At 74.0% G+C, this 12,936-nt stretch carries 14 protein-coding genes, 1 tRNA gene and 1 pseudogene; 10 read left to right on the top strand and 6 right to left on the bottom strand.

Features of this window, described 5'->3' with window-relative positions:
- Positions 1-99: 99 nt before the first annotated feature.
- The 3 genes from HGA03_RS01400 to HGA03_RS01390 form a co-directional block, all read right to left on the bottom strand.
- Complete coding sequence (locus HGA03_RS01400; protein WP_168628424.1) at positions 100-297, bottom strand: hypothetical protein; 198 nt, start codon at positions 295-297, stop codon at positions 100-102.
- A 139-nt stretch (positions 298-436) separates the two neighbouring features.
- Positions 437-991, bottom strand: coding sequence for a large conductance mechanosensitive channel protein MscL (gene mscL / locus HGA03_RS01395; protein WP_168628423.1), 555 nt, complete (start codon positions 989-991; stop codon positions 437-439).
- Between the two features lie 39 nt (positions 992-1,030).
- Positions 1,031-1,519 (bottom strand): SAF domain-containing protein, encoded by a 489-nt coding sequence (locus HGA03_RS01390; RefSeq protein WP_168628422.1) that lies wholly within the window; start codon positions 1,517-1,519, stop codon positions 1,031-1,033.
- A 468-nt stretch (positions 1,520-1,987) separates the two neighbouring features.
- Here HGA03_RS01390 and HGA03_RS19515 point away from each other — a divergent pair, with 468 nt between their 5' ends.
- Complete coding sequence (locus HGA03_RS19515; protein ID WP_308439737.1) at positions 1,988-2,152, top strand: hypothetical protein; 165 nt, start codon at positions 1,988-1,990, stop codon at positions 2,150-2,152.
- A 62-nt stretch (positions 2,153-2,214) separates the two neighbouring features.
- Here HGA03_RS19515 and HGA03_RS19510 read toward each other — a convergent pair.
- Both HGA03_RS19510 and HGA03_RS01380 read right to left on the bottom strand, forming a co-directional pair.
- Positions 2,215-2,307: pseudogene (locus HGA03_RS19510) on the bottom strand (FmdB family zinc ribbon protein); the annotation flags it as partial.
- A gap of 88 nt (positions 2,308-2,395) precedes the next feature.
- Complete coding sequence (locus HGA03_RS01380; protein ID WP_168628420.1) at positions 2,396-3,034, bottom strand: 5-formyltetrahydrofolate cyclo-ligase; 639 nt, start codon at positions 3,032-3,034, stop codon at positions 2,396-2,398.
- Between the two features lie 65 nt (positions 3,035-3,099).
- On the opposite strand from HGA03_RS01380, the gene galU reads away from it, so the two are divergent.
- From galU to HGA03_RS01335, 9 genes are all read left to right on the top strand, one after another.
- Positions 3,100-4,002, top strand: coding sequence for a UTP--glucose-1-phosphate uridylyltransferase GalU (galU, locus tag HGA03_RS01375; protein WP_168628419.1), 903 nt, complete (start codon positions 3,100-3,102; stop codon positions 4,000-4,002).
- A gap of 36 nt (positions 4,003-4,038) precedes the next feature.
- Positions 4,039-5,262 carry a molybdopterin molybdotransferase MoeA gene (locus HGA03_RS01370; protein ID WP_168628418.1) on the top strand — a complete coding sequence of 408 codons (1,224 nt, stop codon included), beginning with the start codon at positions 4,039-4,041 and terminating at the stop codon, positions 5,260-5,262.
- On the top strand, positions 5,262-5,870 hold the full coding sequence (locus HGA03_RS01365; protein ID WP_168628417.1) for a GNAT family N-acetyltransferase: 609 nt from the start codon (positions 5,262-5,264) through the stop codon (positions 5,868-5,870). Before HGA03_RS01370 ends, HGA03_RS01365 begins: the two co-directional genes overlap by 1 nt.
- A gap of 163 nt (positions 5,871-6,033) precedes the next feature.
- On the top strand, positions 6,034-7,302 hold the full coding sequence (locus HGA03_RS01360; RefSeq protein WP_168628416.1) for a hypothetical protein: 1,269 nt from the start codon (positions 6,034-6,036) through the stop codon (positions 7,300-7,302).
- Positions 7,303-7,357: 55 nt separating this feature from the next.
- Positions 7,358-7,430 (top strand) — tRNA-Ala (locus HGA03_RS01355).
- Positions 7,431-7,508: 78 nt separating this feature from the next.
- On the top strand, positions 7,509-7,859 hold the full coding sequence (locus HGA03_RS01350; protein WP_168628415.1) for an STAS domain-containing protein: 351 nt from the start codon (positions 7,509-7,511) through the stop codon (positions 7,857-7,859).
- Positions 7,860-7,892: 33 nt separating this feature from the next.
- Positions 7,893-8,444, top strand: a complete 552-nt coding sequence (locus tag HGA03_RS01345) for a dihydrofolate reductase family protein (protein ID WP_168628414.1) — start codon at positions 7,893-7,895, stop codon at positions 8,442-8,444.
- Between the two features lie 43 nt (positions 8,445-8,487).
- Positions 8,488-9,516 (top strand): bile acid:sodium symporter family protein, encoded by a 1,029-nt coding sequence (locus tag HGA03_RS01340; protein WP_239073483.1) that lies wholly within the window; start codon positions 8,488-8,490, stop codon positions 9,514-9,516.
- 195 nt (positions 9,517-9,711) lie between these two features.
- Positions 9,712-11,163, top strand: coding sequence for a family 20 glycosylhydrolase (locus tag HGA03_RS01335; RefSeq protein ID WP_239073482.1), 1,452 nt, complete (start codon positions 9,712-9,714; stop codon positions 11,161-11,163).
- Position 11,164: 1 nt separating this feature from the next.
- Here HGA03_RS01335 and HGA03_RS01330 read toward each other — a convergent pair whose 3' ends face one another.
- Positions 11,165-12,898 (bottom strand): dolichyl-phosphate-mannose--protein mannosyltransferase, encoded by a 1,734-nt coding sequence (locus tag HGA03_RS01330; RefSeq protein WP_168628413.1) that lies wholly within the window; start codon positions 12,896-12,898, stop codon positions 11,165-11,167.
- Positions 12,899-12,936 lie beyond the last annotated feature (38 nt).

Here is a 12,936-nt window from a genome sequence, read left to right as displayed (position 1 = left end):
GCGGCTGTGCTCGGTCCGCGCGCGGGTGACGCCAGGTGCGCTCCGGCAGGACGCGGGTGCAGCGGCTGTCTGCTCGCGGTGGCGCCGGCACGCCGGCGGTCAGCCCCAGTGCGGCGGCACGTCCCGGATCAGGCGGTCGTCGTTGCTGTCGGCGGGCCGGTCGCCCCAGCCGGTGTCGGAGTCGTCGGCGCTGCGCCGCGGGGTGACCGGGCCGGCGTCCTCGCCACCGACTCGCACCACCCGGCGGTGCCGCCGGGGTCGCGGCGGTTGCTGGTCGGGGGTGGCGGGCTCGGTCACGGCACGATCATCCCACCGCCGGCGGCACTGCGGCCGCTGCGGTGAGATCCCCGGACGGCCCGGACCGCCCGGACGGCCCGGACGGCTCGGGCGGCCCGGACGGCTCGGACGGCTCGGGCGGCCCGGACGGCCCGGACGGCTAGAGGCGGTGCGCCCCGGAGCCACCGCGGGCCTCGGGGCTGCCGGGGGCCTCGGGGGTGCCGGGGGCGGGCGGCTGGTTGGTGTCGGCGCGCAGCGCGGTGCTGGACTGGGCGGCGAGCAGGTCGCGGATCTCCTGGAGCAGCAGGATGTCCTCGGACGGCCGGGCGGGCTCGGCCTCCACACCCTTCTTGCGGCGCTCGGCGAGCTTGTTCAACGGCAGCACGATGATGAAGTAGATCGCGGCCGCGGTGATCAGGAACTGCAGCAGGGCGTTGAGGATCATGCCCACGTTGATCTCGGCGTCGTTGCGGCCGGAGATGACCCAGAGGCTGGAGATGTCCGGCTTGCCGAAGATCATCGCGATCAGGGGGGCGATCAGGCCGTTCTGGATCGCGGTGACCACGGAGCCGAAGGCCGCGCCGATGACGACGCCGACCGCGAGTTCGATCGCGTTGCCCCGGGAGATGAAGTCCTTGAATCCCTGGAACACCGCGGCCAGCCCCTTGGCCCGGTCACCCGCAGCCCGCAGGCTCTTGTTCACTGCCTCGCTCATCGGCCCCTCGCTCTGATCGTTTCGCGGCATTTGTTCGCATCATTCCACGAGGATCGCCGACAGGCCGGTGGAGGCGCTGGCGGCGCTGAGCCCGACGGCGTCTGCCGGGTCGACGGCGAGCAGCAGGGGCCCGGTCGCGGGGTCGGAGCCGCCGAGCAGGCCGCCGGTGCTGCCCGGGTCGGCGGCGGTGAGCACCAGGGCGCCGGTGGCGACGGTGTGTGGCTTGCCGCCGAGTGGGGCGCTGACCACGTCGATCCGGCGGCCCGGGGTGAGCAGAGCTGCGGTGGAGTCGTCGGCGAACCGGACCGGGACCACCACGGTGCCCGGCGGGCCGGTGGCAGTGCTGTCGGTGAGCAGCCCGGGGACCAGGGGGAGGCCGGCCGGGACCGCGACGGCGGTGCGGGAGCCGACCAGTCCGGAGGCGTCCTCGGCGCTGCCCTCCGGCACGGCCGACCGGGGCAGGGCGCGCAGGGTGAGGTCTCCGGCGGTCAGCGTGTTCCCGGCGGGGAGGTCGCGGGCGGCCACCATGACGGCTGCGGTCGGTGGGCCGGGGGAGCGCAGTACCTGGAGTGCGAGGAACGCGGCGAGCGCGGCGCACACGGCCGCGGCCGGTCGCCGGAGCCGCCACAGGGTCAACCGCAGCGCCAGGTGTCGTCCGCTGGCCGGGCGACGGTCCGGACCGCCCGGCGGGCGGCGGCCCGGGCCCGGCCTGGTGCTGGAGCCTCGTGAGTACCCGGCGGCCGTCGCGTGTCCGAGCGGCGGCTCGCGGCGGATGGGCGGCGCAGAACAGGGCGTCTCGCGGTGGCTCGGCCGCACAGCACCGGGTGCGACGGTCGGGGCGAAGCTGGGGCGTGGCATGCCGGGACGCTAGGTCGGCGGCACTGCCCGCGGGGGCGCAGCACACAGCCCCTGGGGACCAGGAGAGGTCCGCAGGGGCTGTGGACAGATGACGGGCCCGGGTTCCCGGGCGGGGGTCAGCCGGCGGCCGGTGCGCTGGTGGCCGAGCTGCTGCTCGACCCGGTGCTCGGCGTGCTGGTGCTGCTCGTCGTGGACGTGCTGCTGGTGGAGCTGCTGCTGCTCGACGTCCCGGTCGTGCTGTTGCCACCGGACTTGGCCGGGGCGCTGCTGGACGTCGAGCCCGAGCGCGAGTCGGTGCGGTAGAAGCCGGAGCCCTTGAACACCACGCCCACGCTGGAGAACAGCTTGCGCAGCTTGCCGCCGCAGTTCGGGCATTCGGTCAGCGCGTCGTCGCTGAACGACTGGTGGATGTCGAAGGAGTGGCCGCACTCGGTGCAGGTGTAGGCGTAGGTGGGCACTGCTCGTCTCCCGGGGGATCAACTGGCCGGGGCTGGCACTCCCGGCGTCCGAGTGCCAATGATACGCGCCCCCGTCCAGTGGCTCCGATCAGTGCGGCAGCGGTCGCCAGCCCTCGGGGGTGGCGACCATGTCGACCGCCCGGTCGTGGGTCTCCCGGGGCAGCGGCCGGGTGGTGGCGTCGTAGACCTCGTCCGGGAAGACCAGCGCGATCACGGGCACCCCGGGCCGGGCGTGCTGCAGGGCGCGGTCGTACCAGCCGCCGCCCTGGCCGAGCCGGGTGCCGGAGGTGTCGACCGCCAGCGCCGGCGCGAGGATCAGGTCCGCGCGGGACAGCGCCTCGGCGCCGAGCGAGGGGGTGCCGGGCTCCGGCGGGCGGCCGGGCGCGCGCTGCACCAGGTCGTCGGGTCCGGCATAGGTCGCCCACTCGCGGGCCAGCCCGGCGCCGAGCACCGGCAGCAGCACCTCGATCCCGCGGGCGGCCAGCAACTCCAGGACGGCGGTGGTGTCCGGCTCGGACGGCCGGGCGCTGTAGGCGGCGACGCAGCGGGCACGGTCCAGACCGGGCAGGGTGCCGACGACCTCGGCCAGGGCGGCGGCGGCCTCGGCGCGCTGACGGGCGGTGCTGTGCTGGCGGGCCGCCCGCAACATCGCCCGGAACTCGTCCTTGGTGTCCGTGATGTCCCCGCCCCCCGAGGCAGGCGGATAGGGCTGAGCAGCGGCGCACATGTGTCCAGTGTCGCAAACATTCGATTGACGAGGCAGGACCAATGGTGTGCCGTTAGCCTCCGGTCATGGCGATCCACAAGGCAGTCATTCCCGCGGCCGGGCTCGGTACCCGGTTCCTCCCCGCGACCAAGGCGACCCCGAAGGAGATGCTCCCGGTCGTCGACCAGCCGGCGATCCAGTACGTGGTGGAAGAGGCCTCCGCCGCAGGTCTGGACGACGTGCTGATCATCACCGGCCGGAACAAGGGCTCGATCGAGGACCACTTCGACTCCGCACCCGAGGTCGAGCGCGCGCTGGAGAAGAAGGGCGACCAGGCCCGGCTGGACGCGGTCCGCCGGTCCACCGACCTGGGCCACGTGCACTTCGTCCGGCAGGGTGAGCCCAAGGGCCTCGGGCACGCGGTGCTGCAGGCCGCCGACCACGTGGGCGACGAGCCCTTCGCGGTGCTGCTGGGCGACGACCTGATCGACGCCCGCGACCCGCTGCTGCCGACCATGATCGAACTGCAGCAGCGCACCGGTGGATCGGTGATCGCCCTGCTGGAGGTCGACCCGGCCCAGATCTCGCTGTACGGGGTCGCCGAGGCGGAGCCGATCGAGGGTGGCGACGACCCGGACCAGGTGCGGGTGACCGGACTGGTGGAGAAGCCCCCGGTGGACGAGGCGCCGAGCAACCTGGCGGTGATCGGCCGGTACGTGCTCAGCTCGGCGGCCTTCGACGTGCTGCGGCGCACCGAGCCCGGCCGGGGCGGGGAGATCCAGCTCACCGACGCCCTGGCGGAGCTGGCGACCATGCCCGCCGAGCAGGGTGGCGGCGTGTACGGCGTGGTCTTCCGCGGTCGGCGCTACGACACCGGCGACCGGCTGGACTACCTCAAGGCGACCGTGCGGCTGGCGGTGGACCGGGAGGATCTCGGGCCGGACTTCCGCGGCTGGCTGGTCGAGTACGTGGACGGCCTGCGCGGCTGACCCGGTCGTGCCCGCCGGGGCGTGCAGAATGCGCTCATGAGAACCGTCCAGGATCAGTTGGCCGCCGTGCTCGCCGCGGTGGGTCCGGTGGCACCACTCGACGTGGTGCTCACCGACGCCTCCGGCACGATCCTGGCCGAGGACCTGCGCGCACCGGTGGACGTGCCCGCGACCCCGCTGGCGGCCTGTGACGGGTACGCAGTCGCCACCGCCGACCTGCGCGGGCTGGACCCGGACGCGGCCGTGGTGCTGCCGGTGGTGCACGACGTGCCGGCCGGTGCGCCCGCGGTGTTGCGGCTGGCTCCCGGTCAGGCGGTGCGGATCGCCTCCGGTGGTCCGGTCCCCACCGGGGCGGACGCGGTGGTGGCGGCCGACGACACCGATCGTGGCGACGTCCGGGTCACCCTGCGCCGGATCCCAGAGCCCGGCGAGCACATCCGCCCGACCGCGATCGACGTCCCGGCCGGCCAGGTCGCACTGGCCGGTGGCATCCGGCTCGGGGCGCGCCAGCTCGCGGTCGCGGCAGCCCTGGGTCGCCGCCGGCTGCGGGTGCACCCGGCGCCCCGGGTCGTGATCGTCTCGATCGGTTCGGAGCTGATGGAGCCCGGCGCCCCGGCCCGGGACGGCGGGGTGTACGAGTCCGCCGGGCACGCGCTGGAGGTGGCGGTCCGGGACACCGGGGCCACGCCGGTGCGGGTCGGGGTGGTCTCCGACGACCGGGCGCTGCTGCGCGAGGCGCTGGAGGACCAGCTGGTCCGCGCCGACGTCATGGTCACCACCGGCGGGCTGTCGGAGTACGCGCAGGACACCCTGGCGGACGTGATGGCCCCGCTCGGCACCGTTCGGTTCGACCAGGTGGCGATGACCCCGGGGTTCCGGCAGGGCTTCGGCACGGTGGGCGGCGGGGGCGGTGCGGTGCCGTTCTTCGCGCTGCCCGGCCACCCGGTGGCGTCGATGGTCGGCTTCGAGCTGTTCGTCCGGCCCGCGCTGCGGGCGATGGCGGGGCACACCGACCTGTTCCGGCCGTCGGTCCGGGCGGTGGCGGACCAGGGGTGGTCGTCGCCCGCCGGGATCCGGCAGTTCGTGCCGGTGGCGGTGTACGGCTCCCCGACCGAGGGCTACCGGATGGCGCCGGTCGGCGACCCCGGCCAGTGGTCGATCGGCGGCCTGGCGCAGGCGAACGCGCTCGCGGTGGTCGGCGAGCAGGACACCGCGGTGGAGCCGGGGCAGGCCGTGCCCTGTCTGGTGCTGGAGGGGTGATGCCGCCCCGGGGGTGGCCGGTGGAGCTGCGCGAGGGCGAGATCCTGCTGCGTCCGCTGCGCCGCCAGGACGAGGCGGTGTGGATGCAGCTGCGGGCCCAGAACGCCGCCTGGCTGGCCCGCTGGGATGCGACCTCGCCGGTGCCGATGACCGGTCGCCGGCCGACGTTCGGGCAGTTCGTGCGCACCCTGGACCGGCAGGCCCGGACCGGCGACGCGATGCCGTTCGCGGTGGAGTACGCCGGGGACCTGGTCGGCCAGCTCACCGTCTCCGGGATCACCTACGGGTCGCTGTACTCGGCCTCGATCGGGTACTGGGTCTCCCAGCACGTCGCGGGCCGCGGGATCATCCCCACCGCCGTCGCGATGGCCACCGACCACGCCTTCGGGCCGCTGCGGCTGCACCGGGTGGAGATCAACATCCGGCCGGAGAACGCGCCGTCGCTGCGGGTGGTGCAAAAGCTCGGGTTCCGGGACGAGGGGGTGCGCGAGCGCTACCTGCACATCCAGGGCGAGTGGTGCGACCACCGGACGTTCGCACTGACCACCGAGGACGTGCCCGCGGGGCTGTTGGCACGCTGGCGGCGGACCCAGCACACCCAGGCCTGACCCGGCGGTCCCAGTACCTCGCACCCGGGCCGATCGGCGCCGACCGCCCGCGCCCGGACCGCCCACCGCCCCGATGCCGGGCGAACTACACGGGTGTGATTCGGCCCTCGACACGCCGTGACCGATCCGGCGGAGCGGCGCGTGCGCCACCTACCGTCAGGGGGTGTACGCATTCGCCGGGCCTGCCGTCCTCGCGGTGATCGCCCTGTGGATCGCGTACCTGGTGCCGCACAAGCTGCGGCACCGGCAGCAGTTGCTCGAGTCGCGGACCGAGGACAGGTACTCGGCGGCGTTGCGGGTGCTGGCCGTCAGCGGCCCGGCGGGGTCGCGGAACCGGCTGCGCGCGGACGTCGCCCGGGCTGCCCGTCCGGACTGCGGGTCGCCACAGAAGAGGACCGCCCTGCTCAACCGGGGCACCGGAGCCCCGATCGGGAACGAGGGACGCGACATGGACCGACCGCACACCACGGCGGAGGGCATGGGGGCCGACGCTGCCCGCAAGGTCGCGCAGCTCAAGGCCGCCTACGCCGCCGCCACCGCCCGCCGGGGCGCCGCCGCCCGTCGCCGGGGCGTGCTCGCCGCCTCCCTGACCGTGCTGACCGTCGCCGGCTGGATCGTCGGTGCGGTCAGCCTGATGCCGCTGCTGGCCGCGCTGATCCCGACCGTTCTGCTCGGCACCGTCCTGGTGCTCGGCCGCCGGGCCGTGGTGCAGGGAGAGGCCGCCGAGGTCGAGTGGCAGCACCGGATCGCCGAGGCCGCCACCCCGGTGGTCCGCACCGCCCGCCCGGGCCGGATGGGCGCGCCGGGTCACGCGGTCCGGGCCTCGGTGGATGCCACCCAGGCGATGCCGCGGGTCGACCAGCGCCCGGCCCGGACCGGCAAGAAGGTCACCGACGCCGACGGCACCTGGTCGCCGGTGGATGTGCCGCGCCCGACCTACACCAGCAAGCCGCGCGCCCCGCACCGCGAGCCGGCCCCGCTCGGCGAGGTGGAGGGGTCCACCGCGGTGCGCCCCGCCCGGGTGCCGTCCGCGGACCGCACGGTCGCCGCCTCGGCCAGAGCCGCCGCCGCCACGGGGACGCCCGGCACGGCGACGCCCGGCACCGCGACGCCCGCCACGGCGACCAGGGCTGCGGCCGCTGCCGGGGCCGCACCTGCCGGGAGCGGCACGACTGCCGACGCCGGTCGCGCGGCGACGGCCACCGACCGTGGAACCGCCGCCGCGACGGCCGAGGACGGGGCTGCCCAGGCCACCGCCCAGGTCGCGCCGCAGGCACCCGGAACGACCCGCGCACCGCAGGCCGCCGATGCCACCGCCGCCCGCCGGGTGGACGGCGCCGCGGACCCGGCGACGCCGGTGATCGCCGAGGAACCCACCGGGTCGATCGACCTGGACGCGGTGCTGGCCCGTCGTCGCGCCGTGGGACAGTGAGCGGGACCATGTCGTGGAGTGCCCGTCCCGGGTGCTAAGCTGGTCACCGCTTCGCGGGGCTATGGCGCAGTTGGTAGCGCGTCTCGTTCGCAATGAGAAGGTCGGGGGTTCGAATCCCCCTAGCTCCACCCGCAGGCGAAAGCCCGGAACCTCAGGTTCTGGGCTTTCGTCGTTCTCGGGCGATTCGATCGGTGATACTGGACGCCATGACCTCACTTTCCGCCGGTGACGGCGCCGGACTCATCCGGGCCGACCACGCCGCGCCGCACCGGCTGGTGATGTCGGGCGAGGTGGATCTGGCGGTGGTGAGCACGTTGCGCCGCGAGCTCGGGGTCGATGACGATCCGGTGCGGCTGGCCCAGGCCCTGGACGGGGTGGACGAGGTCGACATGACCGAGGTGACCTTCGCGGACTCCTCGGCGCTCGGGGTGATCGGTGCACTGGTGCTGGCCCGGCAGCGGGCGGGGGTCGCACCGCTGCGGGTGGTCGGAGCCGGGATGCCGGTGCGGTCGGTGCTGGAGATCAGCGGGATGGCGGCGTTCCTCGACCTGCGCTGAGGCGTGTGGGTGGCCCGACGTACGGTCGGCGGCATGAACAGCGTCGTCTTCTACACCGCCACCACCCTGACCGGGCAGCTCGCGGACGAGCAGCACTCGCTGTCCTGGCTGTTCGCCGTGGACTCCGCCGGTCCGGATCACGAGGCGTTCCTGTCCGGGATCGGGGTGCTGGTGAGCGGGTCGCACACCTACGAGTGGGTGTTGCGCGAGGAGGACCTGATCGCGAACCCGGACAAGTGGCCCGCCTACTACGGCGACCGGCCGATGGTGGTGTTCACCACCCGCGACCTGCCGGTGCCCGCCGGGGCCGACGTGCGGTTCGTGCGGGGCGGGGTGGCGGACGCCCTGCCGGGAATCCGGGCGGCGGCGGGGGACCGGGACGTGTGGGTGATCGGCGGGGGTGACCTGGCCGGGCAGTTCGACGACGCGGGGGCGCTGGACCGGCTGGAGCTGACCTACGCCCCGGCGACCTTGCCCGGGGGGATGCCGCTGCTGCCGCGCCGGATCGGGCCGGACCGGTTGGTGCTGCGGGACGTGCAGCGGTTCGGCCAGTTCGCCCACCTGAGCTACGACCTGCGGCGCTGAGACGGCCCGGAAGTGGGCACCGCGGCGGTGGCAAGATGGCTCGGTGCCCGCCCCCTCCACGCCCCCCTCCGGCCGTTGGCTCCGCACCTGGAGCGCCGTCAAGAAGTGGGTCGACCCGCTGGTCATGATGATCATCGCGGTGTTCCTGCTCGGACTGTTCGCCCCGGCGACCGGGGCACTGGCCACCGGGGTGGACCGGGTCAGCACGGTGGCCGTCATCCTGCTGTTCTTCCTGTACGGCGCCCGGATGTCCACCGGCGAGGTCTGGGCCGGGCTGCGGAACTGGCGGTTGCAGGGCGGGATGCTCGCGGCGACCTATCTGGTGTTCCCCGTGCTGGGCCTGGCGGTGCAGTTCCTGCCCGAGTCGGTGCTGCCGAGCGAGTTGCAGACCGGGCTGCTCTACCTGTCGCTGCTGCCGTCGACGATCCAGTCCTCGGTGGTGTTCACCTCGATCGCCCGCGGGAACGTGGCCGGCGCGATCTGCGGGGCGACGGTGTCCAACGTGCTCGGCATCGTGCTGACCCCGCTGCTGGTCGGGCTGATCATGTCCCGGGCCGGTGGTCCGATGGGCGGGTCGGCCGGGGCGACCCTGCTGCAGCTGCTGCTGCCGTTCGTGCTCGGCCAGCTGGTGCAGCCGAAGATCGGGCACTGGATCCGATCGCACAAGATCGTCACCCTGATCACCGACCGGGGCACGATCCTGCTGGTCGCCTACTCCTCGGTGTCCGAGGCGGAGACCTCCGGGGTGTGGGACGGGCTGACCGTGGGCGTGCTGATCGTCCTGCTGGTGGTGTGCGCCGTGCTGCTGGCCGTGATGCTGGCGCTGACCTGGACCGGCGGGCGCTGGCTGGGGTTGAACCGCCCGGACCGGATCGCGCTGCTGATGTGCGGGTCCAAGAAGAGCCTGGCGACCGGGCTGCCGATGGCGAGCGTGCTGTTCGGGCCGGTCGCCGCCGCCGGGGTCGCGCTGCCGGTGATCGTGTTCCACCAGTTGCAGCTGGCCACCTGCGCGGTGATCGCCCGCCGGCTGGCCACGACCGAGCCGGAACCGGTGCCGCTGGCCCGGAGCTGACCGCCGCTCGCCTGCGGCCGACGGTCGTGTGTGCGGTGCAGGACCCGGCCGCGAGGTGCGCCGACGGATCCGGCCGGGCCGGTCGTGCGGTGCAGGACGCGGCCGGGGGCGTGGACCGTGCTCGGGCCGGTGACCGGCAGACTGGACTGCACACAGGGGTCCGTTCACCGTCGCCGCGCCCAGGAGGTCCGCACCGTGCCTGCACCGATCGCTCTCGTCCCGCTGCCGCAGTCGGTGGAGTGGCTCACCGGGGACCCGTTCGTGCCGGGCGAGCAGCTCACGCTGGCGATGGGACCGTCGCCGGCCGAGGCCGCGCTGGGCGACCTGGCCGCGGCACGGCTCGGCGAGGCCGCCGGCCGCCCGGTGACCGCCTCGCAGGCCGACACCGGTGACGTGGTGTTCCGGCTGGCGCCCGGTGGGGCGGCGGGGTCCTACACCCTGACCGCCGGCGCCGACGGGGTGCTGGTCGAGGGGGCGGACCTGCCCGGGCTGGTGCACGGCCTGGCCACCCTGCGCCAGCTGCTGCGCCCCGGTGTGGACACCGCGCCGGTCCCCGCGGTCCGGATCGCCGACGCCCCGCGGTTCGGCTGGCGCGGGCTGAGCCTGGACATCGCCCGGCACTACTTCGGCCCCGAGCAGCTCCAGCGGGTGATCGAGCTGCTCGCGGACTACAAGTTCAACGTGCTGCACCTGCACCTGTCCGACGACCAGGGCTGGCGGATCGACCTGCCGTCCCGCCCGGAGTTGGTGGACCGGTCCGGCAAGAGCGCGGTCGACGGCGACCCGGGCGGGTACCTCACCGGCCCCGAGTACCGGGAACTGGTCGACTTCGCCGCGGCCCGTGGCATCACGATCGTGCCGGAGATCGACGTGCCCGGACACGTGAACGCCGCGCTGCACGCCGTCCCGGAGCTGACCCCGAGCGGTGAGGCACCGGAGGTCTACACCGGGATCGAGGTCGGCTTCAGCAAGCTCACCGCCGACCTGCCCGCCACCGAGCCGTTCCTGCGCGAGGTGTTTCGCGACCTGGCCGAGCTGACCCCCGGCGACTACCTGCACATCGGCGGTGACGAGGTGCTGACCATGGAGAAGCCGGAGTACGCCCGGCTGGTCGACATGGCCGCCAGGGCGGTGCGGGACGCCGGCAAGCAGGTGATCGGCTGGCAGGAGATCGCCACCGTGCCGCTGGAGCCCGGCACCGTGGTGCAGTACTGGGAGCCGAAGGAGGACCTGTCGTTCTTCGCCGAGGCCGCCCGGTCCGGCGCCCGGTTCATCATGTCGCCCGGGTCGAAGGCCTACCTGGACATGAAGTACCACGAGGGCTTCCCGCTCGGGCTGCAGTGGGCCGGGTTCGTGCCGCTGCGCACCTCGTACGAGTGGGAGCCGACCGAGCTGATCGACGGGGTGCCCGCCGAGTCCGTGCTCGGGGTCGAGGCCGCGGTCTGGACCGAGACCCTGCGCACCCTGGACGAGCTGACCACGATGCTGCTGCCCCGGCTGACCGCGGTGGCGGAGGTGGCCTGGACCGAGCCGGACCGCCGGGACTGGGACGACTACGCCGAGCGGGTGGCCGCCCAGGCCGCAGACTGGCGGTCGCGCGGGCTGGTGTTCCACCCGGCCGAGCCGGTGGAGTGGCCGGAGAGCTGACTCAGATCCAGGACTGCAACCACATGTGCAGGTGCCAGAAGTCGTAGGGCACCACCCACGCGGTCCAGATCGGGTAGAAGAACGCGCTCACCGCGAGCACCGTCGTGACCACCGCCGCGGTCACGACGGTGCCGCGGCGTCGTTGTGCGGGATCCGGTGACTGGATCAACAGCCCCAGGACGAACACCAGGGTCAGCACCACCCACGGGGTGAACGCGATCGAGTAGAAGGTGAAGATCGTCCGGTGCGCGTAGGCGAACCAGGGCAGCCAGCCCGCCAGGATTCCGGACAGCACCGCGGCCGCCCGCCAGTCCCGGTGCCGGAACAGCCAGATCACCGCCACCACGATCGCCACCGCGCCCAACCACCAGATCACCGGATTGCCCAGTGAGGTGATGGCCTGCGAACACTTCTCGGCACCGCAGGCCGCCTGGGCGTCGGCGCCGGTCAGGGTGGACACCGACTTCGGGTAGTAGAACGACGTCGGCCGCCACTGCACGATCCAGCCCAGCGGGTGCGCGGCGTAGGTGTGCTCGCTGGTCAGCGTGGTGTGGAAGTGCCACATGTCGGTGTGGAACTTCCACAGCGACCGCAGCGGGTCCGGCAGCCAGGTCACGCCCTCGCCGGGGTGTTCGGCGGCCCACTGCCGCAGGTAGGACCCGGGGTGCGCGAACCAGGACGCCCAGGTGCCCAGGTAGGTCCCGGCCGCGGTCAGCACCATGATGAACCCGGCCGGGATCGCATCCTTGACCAGGGCGGCCAGCGCCCACGGCCGGACCCCCACCGTGCGGCGGGCGGTGGCGTCCCAGGCGACCGTCAGCAGCCCGAACACGGCCAGGAAGTACAGCCCCGACCACTTGGTCCCGATGCACAGCCCCAGCAGCACCGCCGCAGCGAACCGCCACCACCGCCACCCGAGACCCGGCCCCCAGCCCAGCGTTCCGCCCGAGTCCAGGATCGCGGCGGTGCGGTCGGCCAGCCGCCTCCGGGCCTGCTCCCGGTCCAGCAGCAGCGCGCCGAACGCCGCCAGCGCGAAGAACATCACCGTGTTGTCCAGCAGACCGGTGCGCGAGTGCACGATCGCCTCGCCGTCCACCGCCATCAGCAGCCCCGCCAGGGTGCCGAGCAGGGTGGACCCGAACAGCCGGCGGCCGATCCGGGCGACCATCAGCACCGCGAGCGTGCCCAGCACCGCCGAGGACAGCCGCCAGGCTGCCGAGGAGTCGATGCCGCCACCGAGCTCGATGCCCAGCCCGATCAGCCACTTGCCGACCGGCGGGTGCACCACGTACTCGGCGGTGCTGCCCAGCGCCGACCCGTCGCCGGCGGCGAACAGCGCGTCCGCCCCCTCGGCCCACTTGCCCTCGAAGCCCTGCTGGAACAGCGACCAGCCCTGCTTGACGTAGTACGTCTCGTCGAACACCAGCTCATGCGGGGTGCCCAGCCGCCAGAACCGCAGCACCCCGGCCAGCAGCGTGACCGCCAGCGGCCACAACCAGCCGGTCAGCCGGGCCCGCCGGGTCGCGTCCAGCGCCAACCCCCGGGCGCCGATCAGGGCCAGGCGCAGCCGGTCGGCGGTGGGCAGTGCGTCCTCGGGATCGGGTTCCGGCGCCGCGATCGTGATCGGCAGCGCGCCGGAGTCGATGGGCTGCCAGACCGGGCCGGGATCCCGGTGCCGGGGAGCGCCCGGCTCGACGGGGGGATGCGGGTCCTCGGTCGGCGACACGCTGGTCATCGTAGGGCCACGGACTGGGCCGCACCCGGGCGTGGCAG

The organism is Cellulomonas denverensis (assembly GCF_012396125.1).
Lineage (GTDB): Bacteria > Actinomycetota > Actinomycetes > Actinomycetales > Cellulomonadaceae > Cellulomonas > Cellulomonas denverensis.
The sequence above is the reverse complement of the archived record's forward strand: the minus strand, read 5'-3'. Positions and strand labels throughout refer to the sequence as shown.